Here is a 17,804-nt window from a genome sequence, read left to right on the forward strand (position 1 = left end):
CGGATGCGGCGAACGTGGCAATGTCAGGGGCGTCGCTCAGCCCTCGTGCGCGTCCGGGCCGAGCATGGTCTTGGCGTAGATCAGCCCGAGCCCATAGGCGCCGCCGAAATCCGCCGCCGCGTGGGTGACCGCGTCGTAGGTGCCGTGCCGCGCCCAGTCGCGCTGGAGCTCGAGCAGGTATTGCAGCGAGGTGATCGGGCGCACGCCCATCTGCACCATGCGGTCCATCGCCCGCTCGTGCGCCTCGTCCGAGACGTCGCCGCAGGCATCGGCGATGACATAGACCTCGAAGCCCTGGTCGAGCGCCGAGAGCGCCGGGCCGACGATGCACACGCTGGTCCACAGCCCCGCGAGCACGATGCGGCTCTTGCCCGCCTCGTTGACGCGCACCGCGATGCGCTCGTCCTCCCAGGTGTTCATCGTGGTGCGGTCGATCACCTCGTGGCCGGGAAACTCGCGCTTGATCTCGTCGAACATCGGGCCCGAGAAGGTCTTCTCGGCGACGGTGGTGAGGATCGTCGCGACGCCGAAGATGCGCGCGGCGTTGCTGACCAGCGCGGCGTTGTTCCGCAGCATGATGGCGTCGATCGACTTGGTCGCGAAGCTCATCTGCGACTGGTGGTCGATCATGATGAGGAGGTGATCGTCGGGCGCGAGCAGGGCCGCACCGGGGGTCGCGGTGGCAGTGGGCATGGCTTGTGATCCTGTTGCTGGAGAGGGCGTGCCGCTGCCAGCCTATGGGGGCGCCCGTGTTCGTGCGCCGCCGAGGTTGCTGCGAGGGCACCGATTTTGCGCTAATCCGGCGCAAGTCGCCTTTCTGCAGACGCGCTTTTCCGGTGAATGGCGAACGTGCTAGACTGCCGCGGCCCGCAAGGATTGTGGCCGGACTTCGAGGCGAGCGCGATGGCACACACGACGTTGCGGGAAGGACCGCGCAGCCAGCACCACAGGCGTTTCGGCGAAAGCTACCGCGCGGGCGAGCATGGCCGCTTCGTGCTCGACGCCGCCGCGATCGGCAGCTTGGGCGCAACGGCGCTGCTGATCGAGCAGCCCGCCGGGCGCTACACCACCCACGGCACCGAGGACCTCGTGCTGTGTTCGCTCGCCGGGCAGGGGGTCGGCGCCGACATCGACTTCGGCGCGGGCGGTTTCCGCTTCGATAGCGCCGCAACGCCGTTCTTCCTCAGCCCCGCGGGCGCCCCTTCGGCCTTCGCGGTCGAGCACGACCACATCGCGCAGGTGCTCGCCGTGCCGATGCACGAGGTGCGCGAGCTGCTCGGGCGCCACGGGATGCGCGCGCAGGAGGAGCTGGAACCGTTGTTCGCCCGGGGCTTTGCCGATCCCTTCCTCGCCGGCGTGCTCGCGCAGATCGACGAGGCGCGCGCCTTTCCGGGTGCGAGCGGGCTGCTGCTCCTGGATTCGCTGCTGGTCACGGCGATCCTCGCGCTCCAGCGGATCGGCGGGTCGGCGCGCGGCGGGCGTCCCTTGCTGTCGGGCGGGCTCAGTCCGGCGGCGGTTCGCAGGGCGACCGAGTTCCTGATGGCGGGGCTCGACGAGCCGGCCGGGCTGAAGGCACTTGCCGCGCATTGCGGGATGTCGGAGTTCCACTTCCAGCGCGCCTTCACCCGCACGGTCGGCTGCTCGCCGCATCGCTGGCAGTTCCTGCGGCGGATGGAGCGTGCCTGCGAGCTACTGCGCCAGCCGGGCCACAGCGTGACCGATGTGGCGCTCGCGGTCGGCTACGAAAGCCCGCAATCCTTCGCCCGCGTGTTCCGCCGGCACTACGGCTGCACGCCGCAAGGCTATCGCCGCGCGCTCAGCTAGGTTCCGCCGTGCCGCCGGCGCCATTCCGACGGGGTGACGCCATGCGCCGCCTGGAACACCCGGGCGAGCGCCTGCGGGCTCTCGTAGCCGACCGCGAGCGCGATATCGATGATCCGCATCCCGCTCGTCGCGAGCAGCTCGCAGGCCTTCTCCATGCGCAGCTTGCGCTGGTAGCGGTAGGGCGGCATCCCGACGGTGCGGGCGAAGGCGCGGGCGAAGTGGAAGGGCGAGAGCCGTGCGACCGTCGCCAGCTCCTCGAGGGTCACGCGGCGATCGAGGTTGTCGGCGATGTACTCGGTGGTGCGCCGCGCCTGCCACGGGGCGAGCCCGCCGCGCGCGAGGTCGGGCTCGCGCGCCTTGCCGGTGAGCAGCAGCAGGCGCCACAGCAGCGCCTGTCCGAGCGATTGCCACAGCAGCGGATCGGGCTCCTCGGTATAGGAGACCAGCTCGTAGATCATGTTGACGAGCGCGGTGACGCTCGCATCGCTGATCGAGGGGACGGTCTCGAGCCGCAGGCGGTGGGTCGCCTCGGCGCTCGCGACCAGCGCGCGGTCGAAGTGGACGTGGAACCAGTTGGCGCTGGTCGCCTCGTCGACGGCCCACCAGCTGTCGGTCCCGGCGGCGAGCAGCGTGCCCTCGCCGACGCGGTAGCTGGCGCGTGCGGATTGGCCGTGGATGCGCCGGTCGATGCGGGCCGGGCCGCCCACGCGGAACAGCGCGACCGCGGCGTCGTTCTCCGGCACCTCGGCCTCCATCACCCCGCCGTAGCAATCGCCGCCGGACTGGAGCAGCGTCGACATGCCGAAGGCCTTGTAGACCCGGTTCACGCGGGGGACGCCGCCGCTCCACACGGCGTTGTCATAGGCGGCGATACCGGAAGGCGGCACGGCAGTGAGTATTTGACCCATGCAAGGTGATCCTTTCGTACCCGATCCCTTGCAACTGCGCCCCCCTGCACTTGCGATTTCATGCTATACTGGAGCCGATTTGATGCTGAACAAGTTTTGCTTGTTTGTCACAAACCGGTTGTATTTGTGTCCTTGGCCGTTGGCGGCTCCCAGTCCGGCGGCACGGTGAAGGCGTCGGCCCACTCGGGATGCTTCCTGTATTGCGCGCGGACATAGGGGCACAGCGGGAGCACCCGGAACCCCCGCGCGCGGGCGTCGGCGACGAGGTGTTCGACCAGCGCGAGCGCCGCGCCCGAGCCCTTAAGGCTGTCGGGCGCGATGGTGTGGTCGGCGCTGATTACGCCCTCCTCACGGTGGGTGAAGGCGATGTAGGCCTCGCCCTCGCGGCCCGCGACGGTGGCGATGTAGCGGCCCTTGCGGCCGTGCTCCTCGATGCGGATGGCGATGTCGGACATGATGGTCAGAAGCCCTTGAACTCGGGAAGCGGGGTGAACTCGGCATTGTCGTTCGGCGGCAGGGTCCAGCGCCCCTCGCGCCAGTCCTCGGCGGCCTGGCGGATGCGGTCCTTGCGCGAATGCACGAAGTTCCAGAACATGAAGCGCTCGCCCACCGGCTCCCCGCCGAGCACCATGACCGTCGCGCGGGTCTCGGCGACCAGCGGCACCTCGGCGCCCGGCGCGAGCACCGCCATCGCACCCGCCTCGAGCCGCTCGCCGCCGATGGCGACCACGCCGGCGGCGACATAGGCGGCGCGCTCCGGATACTCCGCAGGAAGCACCCGCCGCGCGCCGGGCTCCAACTGCCAATGCGCGTAGAACTGTGGCGAGTGGACCGGGGTGCCCGCGCGCATCCCCTCCATCTCGCCCGCGATCAGCCGGCCGCTCAGCCCCGGCTCGTCCCAGGCGGGCAGGTCGGCATGGTGCGAGAAGGCGGGGTCGGCTTCTTCGTGCGCCTCGGGAAGCGCCACCCAGGCCTGGATGCCGTGCATCAGCGCGCCATGGAGCCGCGCGTGCTCGAAGCGCTCGGAATGGGTGATGCCCTTGCCGGCGATCATCCAGTTGACCTCGCCCGGATGGATTTCCTGATGCACCGCGAGGCTGTCGCGGTGGGTGATCGCACCGTCGAAGAGGTAGGTGACCGTGGCGAGCCCGATATGCGGATGCGGGCGCACGTCGAGCTCGCGCGGGATGCCCGGCGCAAGCTCGACCGGGCCGATATGGTCGAAGAAGATGTAGGGCCCGACCATCCGCCGCACGTGGAAGGGCAGCACCCGCCCGACGGTGAAGCCTCCGCCGAGGTCGTGGGTGCGCTTGGTGATGACGCGTTCGAGCATGGGTCACTCCTTGGATCGGGCAGGGCCCAACATGGGGATCAGAACGTGAATTGCACCGTCGCCTCGACGAAGTCGGACGGGTCGGCGGGCCCGGTCGCGCGCAGGAAGGCCTGCGGCTGCGAGCGGGTGGCGACGAGGCCGAGCAGCAGGCCGGGCCGCGGCGTCCACTCGATCACCCCCGAAAGCGCTGCATCGACGAAGCGCTCGCGCCGCCCGCCGGCCGCCCGGATCAGCTGCCCCTGCGGGTTGTAGACCCCGTCGGCCCGGTTGAGGCGCCAGAACAGGTTGAGGTCGATCCCCAGCATCAGGTCCGATCGCGGGCGGACCTTCGCGTAAGGGTGGAGGTTGAAGAAGTTGGCGGGGCCGAGGACGGCGTTCTCGGAAAAGTAGCTCGCATTGGGATAAAGCGCGCTGAAGGTGCCGAGGCGCCCGTCCCCCGGCGTGCCGTCGCCCGAGGCGATGTTGGCGGAGAGCATCACCTCGGGCCGCCACGGCGCATCCTGCCAGCGGTGGCCGGTGTTGGTGGCGAGCGTCCAGGCGCGGATCGTGCCGGTGCCGAAGCGCCCGGTCTGGAGCACCGCCTCCCAGTCCCAGAACCACCCGCCTGAAGTGCCGTGGGCGCGCAGGCCGAGCGACTGGCGGCGCTCGTCGGCGGTGCCCTCGATGGTCGCGCGGTCCGCGACGGTGGTGCGCAGCCAGTAGGCGTCGAGCGCGCCGAGCGGGGCGGGGACGCTCGCCTGCACCCCGGCGAGGTCGCGCCCCTCGTTGCGGCCGTCGTTGAACAGGCCCTCGGGCCGCACCGCGACCAGCCTCAAGGCGAAGGCGTCGAGCGCCACCCGGCCCAGCGCCGCGTGCCCGCGCACCCCGTCCCACGTGCGGCGCACGGTGGTGCCGTCGCGCACCGCGACGAGGCGCTGCGAGCCGAGCCGGATCTCCTGCCGCCCGAGCCGGACGAAAGCCTCGCGCGGGCCCAGTTCGACGAAGGCCTCCTGAAGGTCGAGCGGGTTGCGCTCGGCGGGCGAGGCCTCGTCCCCGCCTTCGATGAGCGCGCTGACGAGGGCGAGCCGGGCGCGCAGCAGCGGGGCGGGTTCGGCATCGGCGGCAAGCGCGATGCGCTGTGTCCAGAACAGGCCGGCCGCCGGGTCAGCGCTGTCGAAGGCCACGGCCGACTGCCACGTCACCCGCTCGCGCAGCTCGCCCGAGAGGCGGATCGGCGCGGGCGGCGGCGGGGCTTCCTGCGCCTGCGCCGCCGCCGCTGCCGCCATCAAGGCGAGGGGTGCCGCGGCGAGCGCACGCACGCCCGCTGCGCTCAGGGCGCCGGGTCGAGATGCGCCTCGACGAACCACAGCTGCTTGTCGGTCTCGCGGCTGATCCCGGTGAAGAGGTCGGCGGTGTCCTGGTCGCCGCCCTCGGAGGCCGCGTCGATGTCGGCGCGCACCAGCTTGCCGAACTCGGCGAGCGAGCCGGCGACGGCCTTGAGGTGCGCCTCGCCGCCGCGCGCCTCGAGCGGGTATTCGTAGAGGTGGCTCTGCGCCGCCACTGTCTGCACCCGCCCGTCGGCGATGCCGCCGAGCGCCGCGATCCGCTCGGCGATGGTGTCGACGAACTCCTCGACGATGGTGTGGACCGCGTCGAACAGCTCGTGGAGCTGCATGAAGTCCTTGCCGCGCACGTTCCAGTGCGCCTGCTTCATCTGCGCCTCGAGGTCGATGGCATCGACGAGCCGCGCCTGGAGCAGCTCGATCGAGGCCTTGGTGACGGCGCGGGGAAGGTCGAGGCGGGAGGTGTAGGTCATCGCGGCGTCTCCTGAAGATGATGGCGGTGCCCGGCCCGGGCGGGCGCGGCGCCGCCCTCGCGGCGTAGCGCCGCGGCGCGCCGCGGGCAGGGCCGTGATTGCTCGCACCGCACCGAACTTGCTGCTAACTGGGCCGTGCCGACACAGGCGGGGCGATCGGCGGTGCGGCCCCGGGCCCTCTCGACTTCGGGGGCGAAATCGTGCTCGATACCATGATGCGAAACGCACTTCAGGGGGCGCATGTGAGTGAGGCGGTGCAGGCAAGCGAGACCTCGGGCGCGATCACGCGCCTGGTCGAGGCGCTGCCCTCGACGCGCCACAGCGGCATCGTCGGCCTCGCCGCGACGCTCGGGATCTTCGGCCTCGCCTGGGCCGCGCGCGCGCTGCTCGACAGCTCGCTCCCGCCGGGCTTTCCCTACCTCACCTTCTTCCCGGCCGTGGTCATCACCGCCTTCTTCTTCGGCGTGCGGCTCGGGAGCCTCTCGGCGCTGCTGTGCGGGCTGGTCGCGTGGTATTACTTCGTCCCCCCGATCCGCTCCTTCACGCTCGAAGGGGCCGAGGTGGCGCTCGGCCTCTATGCCTTCGTCGTCATCACGGATCTCGTGCTGATCCACGGCCTCCAGGTCGCCAATCGCCAGCTGCGCCGCGAGCGCCAGATCTCGGCCGAGCTGGCGCTCGCCAAGGAACAGATCGTCGAGGAGCTCGAACGGCGCGCGGCCGAGCGCAAGGCGGCGCTCGACGCGCTGCGCGAGAGCGAGGTGAAGACCCTGCTCGCCACCCAGACCGCCGGGATCGGGCTGTGGCAGTGGCACATCGCGAGCAATACGGTGCACTGGGACAGCACGATGTTCCGGCTCTACGGCCTGCCGCAGACGGCCGACGGGGCGGTCCATTACGACGATTACGTGGCGAGCGTGCTCCCCGAGGATGCGCCCGAGCAGGAGCGCGTCCTTGCCGAGACCGTCGCCCACTGCACCGAGAGCACCCGCGAGTTCCGGATCCGGCGCGGCAACGACGGGCAGGTGCGCCACCTGCGCGCGGTCGAGGTGGCGCGCGCGGGGCCGGACGGGACGACCGAGTGGGTGGTCGGCACCAATCTCGACGTCACCGACGAGAAGAACCGCGAAAGCCACGTCCGCCTGCTGCTGGGCGAGGTCAACCACCGCGCCAAGAACCTGCTCGCGGTGGTCCTCTCGGTCGCGCGGCGGACCGGCGGGGCGAGTCACGAGGAGTTCATGGAGAACTTCACCGCGCGCATCCACTCGCTCGCCGAGGGGCAGGACCTGCTGGTGCGCAGCGAATGGAAGGGCGTCGACCTCGAGGCGCTGGTGCGGGCGCAGCTCGGGCATTTCAAGGACATGATCCCCGAGCGGATCGTCTTCTCGGGCGAGCCCCTCGCGCTGTCCTCCTCGGCGGTGCAGGCGATCGGGATGACGATCCACGAGCTGGTGACCAATGCGAGCAAGTATGGGGCCCTCTCGACCGACGCCGGGCGCATCACGCTCGGCTGGCAGCGGCTGGCGGGCGAAGAGGGAGAGCGTTTCGTGATGACCTGGACCGAGACCGGCGGGCCGCCGGTGGTGGCGCCCACCCACAGGGGCTTCGGCTCGATCGTCACCAGCGACATGCTCGTCGCCAGCCTCAACGCCGAGGTCGAGGCCGGCTACGCACCCGAGGGCTTCGCCTGGCGGCTCGAATGCGCCATCGAGGATATCGCCGAGCAGGACGCGCCATGACCTCGCCCCCGCAGGACGCCGCGCCGGTGAAGCCCCGGATCCTCGTCGTCGAGGACGAGTATTTCATCGCCGAGGAGATCGCCGACGCGCTCGCCGCCGCGGGCTACGCGGTGGTCGGCCCCTGTCCGAGCGTGCGCCAGGCGATGGCTTGGGTGGAAGGCTGCGATGCGGCGGTGCTCGACGCCTCGCTGCGCGGCGAGAGCTCGCTCCCGGTGGCCGAGGCGCTGGCGGAGCAGGCTAAGCCCTTCGCGGTGGTGACGGGCTTCAGCGCCAGCCAGCTGCCCCCCGCGATGGCGGCGGTGCCGGTGCTCGCCAAGCCGCTGCGCGCGCGCGACCTGCTCAAGGTGCTGGAAGAGCTGCTGCCCCGCAATTAATGACGTTTCATGCTGTTAAGAGCGGCAACGCACCTGTTGCGGGGCCGAATTTCGCGCGTCCGCGTCTCACTATTGACGTATAGTCCATTAAGGCCTATCCCGCCCCCATAACATATGGGGAGGATACCAATGAAAAAGCTGTTCCCGGCCATCTCGGCCCTGCCGCTCGTCGCGCTCTGCCAGCCGGCCTTGGCGCAGGACGCCGCCACCTCCGACGAACCCCCGGCGGACGACGGCAACGTCATCATCGTCACCGCCCAGCTGCGCGAGGAGAACGTCCAGGAGGTGCCGATCGCGATCACCGCGCTCACCTCCGAAAACCTCCAGGCCGCGCGCATCGAGGACGCGCTCGACCTCCAGTTCAACGCCCCCAACGTGATCCTCTCGGCGAACCGCAACCTCACCATCCGCGGCGTCGGTTCGCAGTCCTTCGGCGGCTCGAACGACACCAATATCGGCGTGCTCGTGAACGGCGTATTCCTCCAGCAGGGCAGCACCTTCGGCGAGTTCTTCGACCTCGAGCGCATCGAGGTGCTGCGCGGACCGCAGGGCACGCTGTTCGGGCGCAACACCACCGGCGGCCTCGTCAACATCATTTCCAAGCGGCCGACCTTCGACTTCGGCGGCTATGTCAGCGCGCAGGTCGAGAATTTCGACGGCCGCCGCATCGAGGGCGCGGTGAACCTGCCGCTCAATGACCAGTTCGCGCTGCGCTTCGCCGGGCACTACCTCAAGCGCGACGGCTACACCCGCAACCTCGAGGACGGCTCGCGGATCGACGGGCGCGACCAGTTCACCCTGCGCGGCTCTGCGCGCTTCGACAGCGGTTCGGGGACGACGATCGACGCGGTGGTGACGTATTTCAAGGAGGACTCGAACCGCGCCGGAGCGGTCAAGACGCTGTGCACCCCGGATGCGACCTTCGGCTGTTCGCCGGACTCGGTCAGCACCAACTTCCCGCAGGTCAATTTCCTGATCGACCGCGCGCTGCTCCCCAATATCGTGCGCCCCGGCACCTTCTCGCAGAACCCTGCGGACCTGCGTCAGGTGCGGATCGACGTGCTCCCCGAACAGCGCGCCGAGGACTTCCTCGCGACGCTCGAGATCAACCAGGACATCGGCGACAGCCTGCGCCTCACCTCGGTGACCGGCTACCGCGACGGCGACAACGACAGCGTGCGCGACTTCGACCAGGGCACGCGGCCCAATGCCTTCAACCCCAGCGCGATCTCGCCCGCCAATGCGCAGGGCAACGGGGTGCTCACCTACCTGCTCGGCCCCGGCCGGACGATCTCGTCCGCCGACTGGCGCTCGGCCCAATATGGCGACGGCGCGCGCGACCAGTTCAGCCAGGAGCTGCGGCTCGCCTCGGACTTCGCGGGGAGCGTCAACTTCCTCGTCGGCGGCTACTACCTCAAGGCCGACAGCAGCGGCAGCGTCGTCACCTACATGCCCGCCAACCGCACCAACGGCTTCATCGCCGCGGGCGTGACGAGCGGCGCGCGGGTCACCTCGAAGGCGGTGTTCGGCGAACTCTACGTCGACATCACCCCGACGCTGAAGGTGCTCGGCGGCCTGCGCTACACCAAGGACGACAAGACCATCAGCACCGCGAGCGGCACCTTCGTGCTCGGCCCGGTGTTCAACGGCAAGACCAGCTTCGACGCCTGGACCGGGCGCGGCAGCGTCTCGTGGCAGCCGACGCCCGACAACAACCTCTACCTGACCTTCTCGCGCGGGTTCAAGTCGGGGGGCTTCAACCCCGGCAACGTCGGCACGCCGACCTTCGATTCCGAATACATCAACTCGTGGGAACTGGGCTCGAAGAACACCCTGTTCGGCGACCGGCTGACCCTCAACGCGGCGGCCTTCCGCTACGATTACAAGAACCTCATCGTCGGCAACATCGTCGGAACGCTCGCGACCAACGTCAACATTCCCGACAGCCGGGTGCAGGGCTTCGAGCTCGAGGCTGTCGCGACCCCGGTCGAGGGCCTGCGGTTTGAGGGCGCGCTCGGCCTGCTCGACACCGAGATCCGGAGCAGCTTCCAGTCCTCCGATCCCGCGCGCGGCGGGGCCTTCTTCCAGATCAAGGGCAACGAATTGCCCAATGCGCCCAGGCGGACGCTCAAGCTGGCGGCGGAATACGCGATACCCGTCACCGGCAGCTGGTCGCTGACCCCGCGCGTCGACTGGTACTCGCAGACCGGCTTCTGGTCGCGCGAGTTCAACGTCGGCGCCGACCGGGTGGGCAGCTGGGAGCAGCTCGACCTGCAGCTCCAGGTGGTCAACACCGGGAAGGACCTCGCCGTGATCTTCTACGTCAAGAACGTCCAGAACAACGACGACATCACCTTCCTCGAGACCAATTCGAACCTCGTCGGCAGCTTCCGCAGCGCCTTCCTGCTCGATCCCCGGGTCTACGGGGTCAACGTGAGGGTCGGCTTCTGATGGACGCGCTTCCGGGTATGCCGTTCGACCTCTCCGGCCATGTCGCGCTCGTCACGGGCGGCAACGGGGGGCTCGGGATCGGCATGGCGCGCGGGCTCGCCGCGGCGGGGGCGCGGGTCGCGATCTGGGGGCGCAACGCCGAGCGCAACCGCGCGGCGAGCGCCGAGCTCGCCGCGGGCGGGGCCGAGGTCGCGGACTTCGTCTGCGACGTCACCGATCCTGCCGAGGTCGCTCGCGCAATGGAGGAGACGGTGGCGCGCTTCGGCCGCCTCGACAGCTGCTTCGCCAATGCCGGGGGCTCGGGGGTGAGGAAGCCCTTCGCGCTGCTCAGCCCCGCCGACTGGCAGGCGACGCTCGACCTCAACGTCAATTCGGTGTTCCACACCTTCCAGGCGGCGACGAAGCAGTTCCTCGCGCAGAAGAGCGGCGGGAGCCTCGTCGTCACCTCCTCGGTCGCGGCGATCCTCGGGGTGCCGGGCGGGGGCTATTCGGCGACCAAGGCGGCGGTCGCGGGCTTCGTGCGCTCGCTCGCGGTCGAGCTCGCACCCGCCGGCATCCGCGCCAACGCAATCCTGCCGGGGTTCATCGAAACCGAGATGAGCATCAACACGCCCAAGGCCTTCCAGGAGGCGTGCCTCAGGCGAACGCCCTCGGGCAAGCTCGGCACGGTCGACGACATGGGCGGCGCGGCGGTGTTCCTTGCGGGGCCCGCGAGCCGCTACATGACCGGCCAGACGCTGGTCATCGACGGGGGCCAGTCGATCTTTCCGATGTAGGCCGCTCCTCGGCCTGCCGCTCCGCCGCGAGCCCGTCCCACAATGGCTTGCGGCGGGCGGCGAAGTCGGTCTTGAGCGAGGTGATCGAGCCGAGGATCATCGCCACGGTGATGTCCTCGAGCCGCTGGCGGTCCATCCCCGTGCGCAGCAGGTAGGCCCCGGCCGAGGCGGGCAGGCCGAAGCTGATGTCGGTCGCCGCGCGGGCGACCTCGGGGGGCAGGTCGAAGTGCCGCTCGACGATCTGCGCGAGGAACTCGACCGCCGCGTCGCGCCCGTATTCGGTGGGATCGTGGTGGTCGCTGACCGAGGGTTCCTGCTGGAGCCGCTCGATGATGAGCCCGCGCTCCTCGATATAGGAGAGGTAGACATGGGTGGTCGCCCGCACCATCCCCTCGAAGGTGTCGGCGGCGCCGATCGCCTCGCGCTGGAGGCGGCGCAGGCGCTTCAACTCGCGCTCCAGAAGCTCGCTCATCAGCATCTGGAGGTTGGGGAAGTAGTTGTAGACCAGCGACTTGCTGACCCCCGCGGCGCGCCCGATCGCGTCCATCGTCAGCGCCGCGATCCCGCCCTGCGCGATCATCTCGGCGGCGGAATCGAGGATCAGCGAGCGCCGCTCCTCGGGAGCGAGCCGGGTCCTGCGCTTGGTGACGGCGGCGTCCATGGGCCTGAGCCTAGCAGACTGGCGGCGGCGATCAACTTGGCCCGATGGCTCAGCCGGGCGCGCGGTCCTTGAGCCACAGCATGGCGTCGATCGAGCGCGCCGGGCCCGCGGCGACGTTCTGCTGGAGCGCGATGAGATTGCCCTCCGGGTCGCGGGCATAGCGGACCCGCCAGCCGCCGAGCGTAAAGGCCTTGCCGGCGAAGCGCACCCCCTCGCGCTCCAGCCGGGCGGTGGCGGCGGCGAGGTCGTCGGTCTCGAAGGCGATCGCGTTGTAGCCGATCCGGTCGATCCTCTGCGGCTGAGTCCCGCGCGGGGTCGGGACGGGGGCGATGTAGTGCCAGAACTCGAGCTCGAAATTGCCCGCGTCGAACCAGCTCGCCTCGGCGACGATGCCGTCGATGTCGGTGATCGCGTCGAAGGTCGCGCGCCGCGTCGGCGGCAGCTCGCGGCGCGGGCCGTGGCCGAGCAGCATGGTGTAGAAGGCGACCAGCGCGGGCTTGTCGCCGGTGATGGTGCCGATATGCGTCGCCCAGGCGGGGAACCGCGCGCGCTTGGTACCGAGCTCGCCATGGGCGGCGATCACTTGCGGGGTCAGCTGCTCCATCTCGATCATCGCCCCGTCGGGGTCGAAGCCATAGGCATAGGTGATCCCGTAGCCGCCGAGGTCGACCGGCCCCTCCCCGCGCGAGAGCATGGCGAGGCCATGCGCCTTGAAGCGATCGTAGGCGGGCGCGGTGGAGGGCGACTGGAAGCAGATGTGGGTGTAGCCCGGCCCGGTGACGGCGCGGCGCTCGGCAGGCTGCCGCGCGGCGGGGTCGAGGTCGATCAGCTGGAGGAACACCGTCGGGGTCCTGACCAGCGCGATCTCGACATGCCCCTTGCGCTTGGCCAGCACCTCGGCCGGGAAGGTGCTCGCCGGGACCATCCGGCGCTCGACCAGCTCGTAGGGCACCGCAGCGCGGTAGAAGGCGAGCGTCGCGTCGATGTCGCTGACCGTGATGCCGATGTGATGGACGCCCTTGATCGCGCCCGCCACGACCGGGGCGGCGGCGAGCGGCGCGGGGGCGGGAGCGGCGGCGCAGCCCGCGATGAGGGCGCAGGCGGCAGCAAGCAGGGCAGGGCGGATCATGGTCTGGCTCCCTTGAGGCGGTAGACGAGCAGCACATTGCCCCCGATCTCGCCGAACTTGTCGTATCCCGAATTGACGATCACCCTGTCGCCCGCGACCACCGGGCCCTGGCCGTCGATCGTGCCGCCCTTGGCCTCCACCTTGTTAACCGTCGGGAAGGCGCGGTTGGTCTCGGCCATCCACAGCACCTTGCCGGTCGAGGCGTCATGTGCGACCAGCCGCCCGTCGTGCCCTCCGGCGAAGACCAGCCCGGGCGCGAGCGTCACGGGCGCCGAGAGCGCGGTGATGCAGGCGAAGCTGAACGCCTTGCACCTCAGCCGCGCGACATTCGACCACAGCGGCCGGCCGGTCGCGACATCGAAGGCATGCAAGCCCGGCTGCGCGTCGCCCTTGGCGAAGCGGCTGCCCGGCGTGTCCGCGACGGGCACGAACAGCGCCTTGCCGTCGCTCGCCATGCCCCAGTGGATGCCGCCGTTGAAGCCCCCGCGCCCGACCCGCCTGCGCCACACGATGCTCCCCCTGTCGGGGTCGATGGCGAATATCTCGCCCGACTTCTGTCCGGCGAGCAGCAGGTCGCGCGCCCCCGCCTTCACCAGCATCGGCGGCGCGCCGAAGTCGAAGTCGGGGCCGTCCTCGGCGGGGCAGTTGGCGGGCTTGTCGGTCCCGCAGGCGGCGTTCCACGCGTCCCGCGCGGTCGCCTGCATCACCCAGCGACGCTTGCCGGTGGCGAGTTCGATCGCGACGATCGCATCGCTCATGCCGTTGGCCGGCGAGGAGTAGTTCTCCCCCGTCCCCACGTAAAGGAGGCCGCGTGCGGGATCGACCGTCGGGGTTCCCCACACCGGCGCACCGCTCGGGCCGAAGCCGCCGCCCTTCTGCTTCACCGGAGGCTCGACCGAATGCCAGCGCCACAGCCGCTTGCCGCTCGCCGCATCGAGCGCGGTCACGCCGCCGCGGAAGGTGCAGCAGGCGTAGTCCGGGTTGTAGGCGCTCAGCACCTCGGTCGAGGAGAGCGGCACGAACAGCCGCCCTTCGTGAAGCGCAAGGCTGCCGGTGATCGTCCCGTCGGGGTGATCGCGCACCTCGGTCTTCCAGCGCAGCGCTCCGGTGGCCGCGTCGAGCGCATAGACCCGCGCCCCGAAGTCGCCGAAATAGAGCGCCGGGCCGCCCGCCGCGCCCATGTCGAGCACCGGCGCATTGCGCACCTCGGCGGCGGCGTCGAAGGTCCACCAGATGCACCCGCTCGCGGGGTCGAGCGCATAGACCCGGCCCGACTGGCTGCCGGTGAAGATCGCGCTCTCGGTCACCACCGGCTGCGAGCGCGCGCGCTGGGCCTCGGGAAAGCCGAAGGCCCATGCGAGCTCGAGCCGACCGACATTCGCCGGGGTGATCGCGGTCGCGGGCTGGTGGCGGGTGTTGGCGGTCCCGTTCCCCCAGCGGTTCCAGAGCGGCGCGCCCGCGAGTGCGAGGCGTCCCTCGCAGCGCTTGCCGCTCTCCGCCTGCACGGGCGCCTTGCTGCCGAGATGCTCGGCGAGGATCGCGGTCTCGTAGGGGTTGAGCGCCGCGCCCTGCGCCTTCATCACCCCGGCGGTGAGCGCCGCCTTGATATAGGCCGCTGAGCGCTTCTCGAGCGCCGCGCGGGTCGGCGCGCCGCCGACGCCCGCGTCATGGCAGCTTGCGCAGTTCGCCTTGTAGAGCGCCTCGCCCAGCGCCGCCTGCCCGCTGGTCGCGCTCGTCCCGGCGGGGTCCTCGCCGGCGGTCTCCTCGGCAGGTGCGCAGGCCGCGAGCAGCAGCAGGCCCGCGAGCAGGGTGGCCGCCGGAAGGGGGCGGAAATGTGGTGACAAGGCTCTCTCCCTCAGTTATTGACGATTATTGCAATACAAGGGGAGTGTCAATGCTCGCGCTGCTCGCCGCCGCGGCCGGTCTCGGGACCCCGCCGCCTGATCCCGCGGTCCTCCACGCCAACGCCGTCGGCCGCCAGCCTTACGAGGAGGGCTACCTCGGGACGGGCGAGAGCCGCATCCACTATGTCGCGACCGGCAAAGGGCCGACGGTGATCCTCGTCCACGGCTTCCCGAGCTTCTGGTATGTCTGGTTCGACCAGATGGAGGCCTTCGCCGCGTGCCGCCGGATGATCGCGATCGACGCGCCGGGGGCGGGGCGCTCGGGGCGACCGGCGGGGGACGAGGCTTATCGCGTGGAGCGGCTGGCGCGGCGGCTCGACGAGGCGATTGCCGCGCTTGCGGGGCGCGAGAAGGTGACGCTCGTCGGCCACGACTGGGGCGGGGCGCTCGCCTGGTCCTATGCGCAGTGGAAGCCCGCGCGGGTGGAGCGGCTCGCGGTGCTGAGCGCGCCTTCGTATGACCTGTTCCTCGACTTGCTGGCCGAGGATCCCGAGCAGCGCGCCGCCTCGGCCTATATCCCGCGCCTCACCGCGCTCGACCGGGCATCCGTGGCGGAGCGCAACGTGCCCGCGACGCTCTACGAGACCGCCTATCGCCGCATGGTCGAGGAGGGCGTGCTCACGGCCGAGGAAGGGGCGCTGTTTCGCGCGAGCCTCGCCGATCCGGCGGCGGTCGATGCGGGGATCGCCTGGTATCGCGCCAACATCCCGCCCTTCGATCAAGCGGCGGCCGCGCCGCGCTGGCCGCGCCGCGCGAAGCCGCTCGCGCTGCCGGTGCTGCTGATCGAGGGGAGCGCCGACCGCACCTTCGCCCCGAGCCTCGCCGCGCGCGCGAAGGCGCGGACGCCGAACCTCACCTCCGTGACGCTCGCGGGCGTCGGGCACTGGACACCCTTCGAGAAGCCGGAAGGCGCCAATGCGGCGCTGGGCGCCTTCATAGGGCTGCCGGGGGGCAGGTGCCCCTGAGGATCACGCCGCGGCGCGCAGGCCGGGCGCAGCCTCGGGCCCGCCCTCGGGGTTGAGCGCGAGCGGCAGCGAGAGCGTCGCGGTCAGGCCTTCCGGTGCGAAGTCGAGGCGAGTCTCGCCGCCGTACCAGGTCAGCCCCTGTTCGAGCAGGTTGGTGCCGAACCCGGCCAGCTTCGGCCGCGCGGCGGGCACCAGCGGGCCCCCGCGCTCGCGCCAGGTCAGGCGGAAGGCGGGCGCATCGCCGATGGTGACGTGCTCCCAGCCGAGCGTCACCGTCCCGGCCGGCACCGACAGCGCGCCGTGCTTCATCGCGTTGGTCGCGAGTTCGTGGAGCGCGAGGGCGAGGATCAGCCCGATCTGCGGCACCAGCTCGCAGTCCGGCCCGCTCGCCGCGATCCGCGCGGTGCGGGCGCTGAACGGCTCCAGTGCGAGCGCGACCAGCTCGGCCAGCGAGGCGGAGGTGTAGTTCTGGCGCATGATCGCCTTGTGCGCCGCCGAGAGCGCCGCGAGCCGCCCGAGCAGCGCCTCGGTGACCTCGGGCGCGACGTTCTGCGAGCGCAGCGTCTGGCCGACGATCCCGCGCACGATCGTCATGAGGTTGCGCGCGCGGTGGTCCATCTCCTTCGCGATCAGCTCGGCGCGCATCTCGGTGTGCTTGCGCGCGGTGATGTCCTCGGCGACCCCGATGGTGCGGACCACCCTGCCGTCCTCGTCGATGACCGGGTAGGCGCGGTCGAAGATCCACTTCTGGCGACCCGCGGGATCGGCGATGCGGTATTCGGTCTCGGTCTCGTGGCCCGCCCTCTGGCGCTCCACCGCCTCCTCGACGCGCGGGCGATCCTCGGGGTGGATGGCATCGAGGAAGGACATCGGCGCTTCCACGAGGCTCTCGCGCGAGCGGCCCCAGATCTCCTCGAAGGCGGCGCTGATATAGGCGACCTTCGGGCCGGTCTCGCGCCATTCCATGGTGTAGAAGGCCTCGCGCACCGTGTCGGTGATGCCGCGCAGCATCGCTTCGCTCGTCGCGAGCGCGGCCTCGGCGGCCTTCACCGCGGTGAGGTCCTGCGCGACCACGATCGTCGCGCCGCTGTCCGCATCGAGCGCCGACGCCGCCATCAGCGCGGGGACCCGCTTCCCGTCGCGGTGCAGGAAGGCCTTCTCGTAGGGGCGGATCGCGCCGGTGCGCTGGATCTGTTCGCGGGCCAGCGCGTCGATGGGCACGAACTCGGGCGCCGTCGCGCGCACGAAATCCCATGCCCCGCTCTCGAATTCGCGGCGGGTCATGCCGGCTATGCCGAGCATCGCCTCGTTCACGTCGGGCACCACGCGCGTCTCGGCATTGTAGATCGCGATGCCGACGGGACACAGCTCGAACAGCGTACGGAAGCGCCGCTCGCTCGCCAACAGGCGCTCGAACAGGCGCCCGTTCTCGATCGCGTTCGCGGCCGCTCCGGCGAGGGTCTGGAGCGATTGCAGCACCTCCTCGCAGATGGGGCCCTTCTTCGCCCAGTAGGCGCACAGCGCTGCCGAGGCCTGCGGCACGCCGATGGGCGCCGCCGCCATGCTCGCGACGAAGGTCTTGCGATAGGCCTCGTAGGGCACGCGCGGGTCAGCATAGATGTCGGGGATGGCGATCAGCGCGCCCTCGAGCATCGCGCGGCCAGAGATGCATTCCGCAAGCGGGAAGCGCTGCCCAGTCCACAGCTTGCCGACCGCGTCCTCGGCGACATAGTGGCTGTGCTCGCCGTCGCGCAGCACGATCGCGATCCCGTCCGCGCCGATCGCCGCGCGGGTGGTGGCGCGCAGGGTCGAGACCACTTCGTCGAGGCAGCGCGCCCCGGCGAGCTCCTGCACCGCCTTGACGAGCAGCATCAGCCGCGCACGCAAGGCAGCGTCCACCTCGGCAGGTCTGGCGCGTTCCTTCGGCAAGCTCGATCCCTTCAGGAGT

At 70.6% G+C, this 17,804-nt stretch carries 16 protein-coding genes; 6 read left to right on the forward strand and 10 right to left on the reverse strand.

Features of this window, described 5'->3' with window-relative positions:
- Positions 1-36 precede the first annotated feature (36 nt).
- Positions 37-693 (reverse strand): hydrolase, encoded by a 657-nt coding sequence (locus tag ACLBKU_RS14680; RefSeq protein WP_410180301.1) that lies wholly within the window; start codon positions 691-693, stop codon positions 37-39.
- A 210-nt stretch (positions 694-903) separates the two neighbouring features.
- On the opposite strand from ACLBKU_RS14680, the gene ACLBKU_RS14685 reads away from it, so the two are divergent.
- Complete coding sequence (locus tag ACLBKU_RS14685) at positions 904-1,824, forward strand: helix-turn-helix transcriptional regulator (RefSeq protein WP_410180302.1); 921 nt, start codon at positions 904-906, stop codon at positions 1,822-1,824.
- On the opposite strand, the gene ACLBKU_RS14690 is transcribed toward ACLBKU_RS14685, so the two are convergent.
- The 5 genes from ACLBKU_RS14690 to dps form a co-directional block, all read right to left on the reverse strand.
- A complete protein-coding gene (locus ACLBKU_RS14690) occupies positions 1,821-2,732 on the reverse strand; it encodes a helix-turn-helix domain-containing protein (protein ID WP_410180303.1) in 912 nt (303 codons plus the stop codon). The two genes, ACLBKU_RS14685 and ACLBKU_RS14690, sit on opposite strands and share 4 nt — an antisense overlap.
- A 107-nt stretch (positions 2,733-2,839) precedes the next feature.
- Positions 2,840-3,187, reverse strand: a complete 348-nt coding sequence (locus tag ACLBKU_RS14695; RefSeq protein ID WP_410180304.1) for a GNAT family N-acetyltransferase — start codon at positions 3,185-3,187, stop codon at positions 2,840-2,842.
- 5 nt (positions 3,188-3,192) lie between these two features.
- Positions 3,193-4,065: a pirin family protein gene (locus ACLBKU_RS14700; RefSeq protein WP_410180305.1), complete on the reverse strand. Its 873-nt coding sequence runs from the start codon at positions 4,063-4,065 to the stop codon at positions 3,193-3,195.
- A 38-nt stretch (positions 4,066-4,103) separates the two neighbouring features.
- The gene (locus tag ACLBKU_RS14705; protein ID WP_410180306.1) at positions 4,104-5,363 is read right to left on the reverse strand and encodes an alginate export family protein; all 1,260 of its coding nucleotides are present in this window, start codon (positions 5,361-5,363) and stop codon (positions 4,104-4,106) included.
- Positions 5,364-5,374: 11 nt separating this feature from the next.
- On the reverse strand, positions 5,375-5,860 hold the full coding sequence (dps, locus tag ACLBKU_RS14710) for a DNA starvation/stationary phase protection protein Dps (RefSeq protein ID WP_410180307.1): 486 nt from the start codon (positions 5,858-5,860) through the stop codon (positions 5,375-5,377).
- 242 nt (positions 5,861-6,102) lie between these two features.
- Here dps and ACLBKU_RS14715 point away from each other — a divergent pair, with 242 nt between their 5' ends.
- The 4 genes from ACLBKU_RS14715 to ACLBKU_RS14730 all read left to right on the forward strand — a co-directional run bounded on the left by ACLBKU_RS14715 (position 6,103) and on the right by ACLBKU_RS14730 (position 11,197).
- Positions 6,103-7,596, forward strand: a complete 1,494-nt coding sequence (locus ACLBKU_RS14715) for an HWE histidine kinase domain-containing protein (RefSeq protein ID WP_410180308.1) — start codon at positions 6,103-6,105, stop codon at positions 7,594-7,596.
- Positions 7,593-7,970, forward strand: coding sequence for a response regulator (locus ACLBKU_RS14720; RefSeq protein WP_410180309.1), 378 nt, complete (start codon positions 7,593-7,595; stop codon positions 7,968-7,970). Before ACLBKU_RS14715 ends, ACLBKU_RS14720 begins: the two co-directional genes overlap by 4 nt.
- Positions 7,971-8,099: 129 nt before the next feature.
- Positions 8,100-10,421 carry a TonB-dependent receptor gene (locus tag ACLBKU_RS14725; protein ID WP_410180310.1) on the forward strand — a complete coding sequence of 774 codons (2,322 nt, stop codon included), beginning with the start codon at positions 8,100-8,102 and terminating at the stop codon, positions 10,419-10,421.
- Positions 10,421-11,197, forward strand: a complete 777-nt coding sequence (locus tag ACLBKU_RS14730; RefSeq protein ID WP_410180311.1) for an SDR family NAD(P)-dependent oxidoreductase — start codon at positions 10,421-10,423, stop codon at positions 11,195-11,197. The genes ACLBKU_RS14725 and ACLBKU_RS14730 overlap by 1 nt, the downstream gene beginning before the upstream one ends.
- Here the strand turns inward: ACLBKU_RS14730 and ACLBKU_RS14735 are convergent.
- Genes ACLBKU_RS14735 through ACLBKU_RS14745 form a run of 3 tightly spaced genes read right to left on the reverse strand, consistent with a single transcriptional unit; the run spans position 11,163 to position 14,831 of the window.
- Positions 11,163-11,858, reverse strand: a complete 696-nt coding sequence (locus tag ACLBKU_RS14735) for a TetR/AcrR family transcriptional regulator (RefSeq protein ID WP_410180312.1) — start codon at positions 11,856-11,858, stop codon at positions 11,163-11,165. The two genes, ACLBKU_RS14730 and ACLBKU_RS14735, sit on opposite strands and share 35 nt — an antisense overlap.
- 49 nt (positions 11,859-11,907) lie before the next feature.
- Positions 11,908-12,987 (reverse strand): VOC family protein, encoded by a 1,080-nt coding sequence (locus tag ACLBKU_RS14740; protein WP_410180313.1) that lies wholly within the window; start codon positions 12,985-12,987, stop codon positions 11,908-11,910.
- Positions 12,984-14,831: a PQQ-binding-like beta-propeller repeat protein gene (locus tag ACLBKU_RS14745; RefSeq protein ID WP_410180314.1), complete on the reverse strand. Its 1,848-nt coding sequence runs from the start codon at positions 14,829-14,831 to the stop codon at positions 12,984-12,986. The genes ACLBKU_RS14740 and ACLBKU_RS14745 overlap by 4 nt, the downstream gene beginning before the upstream one ends.
- A 50-nt stretch (positions 14,832-14,881) precedes the next feature.
- Here ACLBKU_RS14745 and ACLBKU_RS14750 point away from each other — a divergent pair, with 50 nt between their 5' ends.
- Positions 14,882-15,856 carry an alpha/beta fold hydrolase gene (locus ACLBKU_RS14750; RefSeq protein WP_410180315.1) on the forward strand — a complete coding sequence of 325 codons (975 nt, stop codon included), beginning with the start codon at positions 14,882-14,884 and terminating at the stop codon, positions 15,854-15,856.
- 3 nt (positions 15,857-15,859) lie between these two features.
- Here the strand turns inward: ACLBKU_RS14750 and ACLBKU_RS14755 are convergent, their stop codons facing one another.
- Positions 15,860-17,785 carry a PAS domain S-box protein gene (locus tag ACLBKU_RS14755; protein WP_410180316.1) on the reverse strand — a complete coding sequence of 642 codons (1,926 nt, stop codon included), beginning with the start codon at positions 17,783-17,785 and terminating at the stop codon, positions 15,860-15,862.
- Positions 17,786-17,804 lie beyond the last annotated feature (19 nt).

Origin of the sequence: Erythrobacter sp. NE805 (assembly GCF_046452355.1) — a bacterium.
Taxonomy (GTDB): Bacteria; Pseudomonadota; Alphaproteobacteria; order Sphingomonadales; family Sphingomonadaceae; genus Erythrobacter.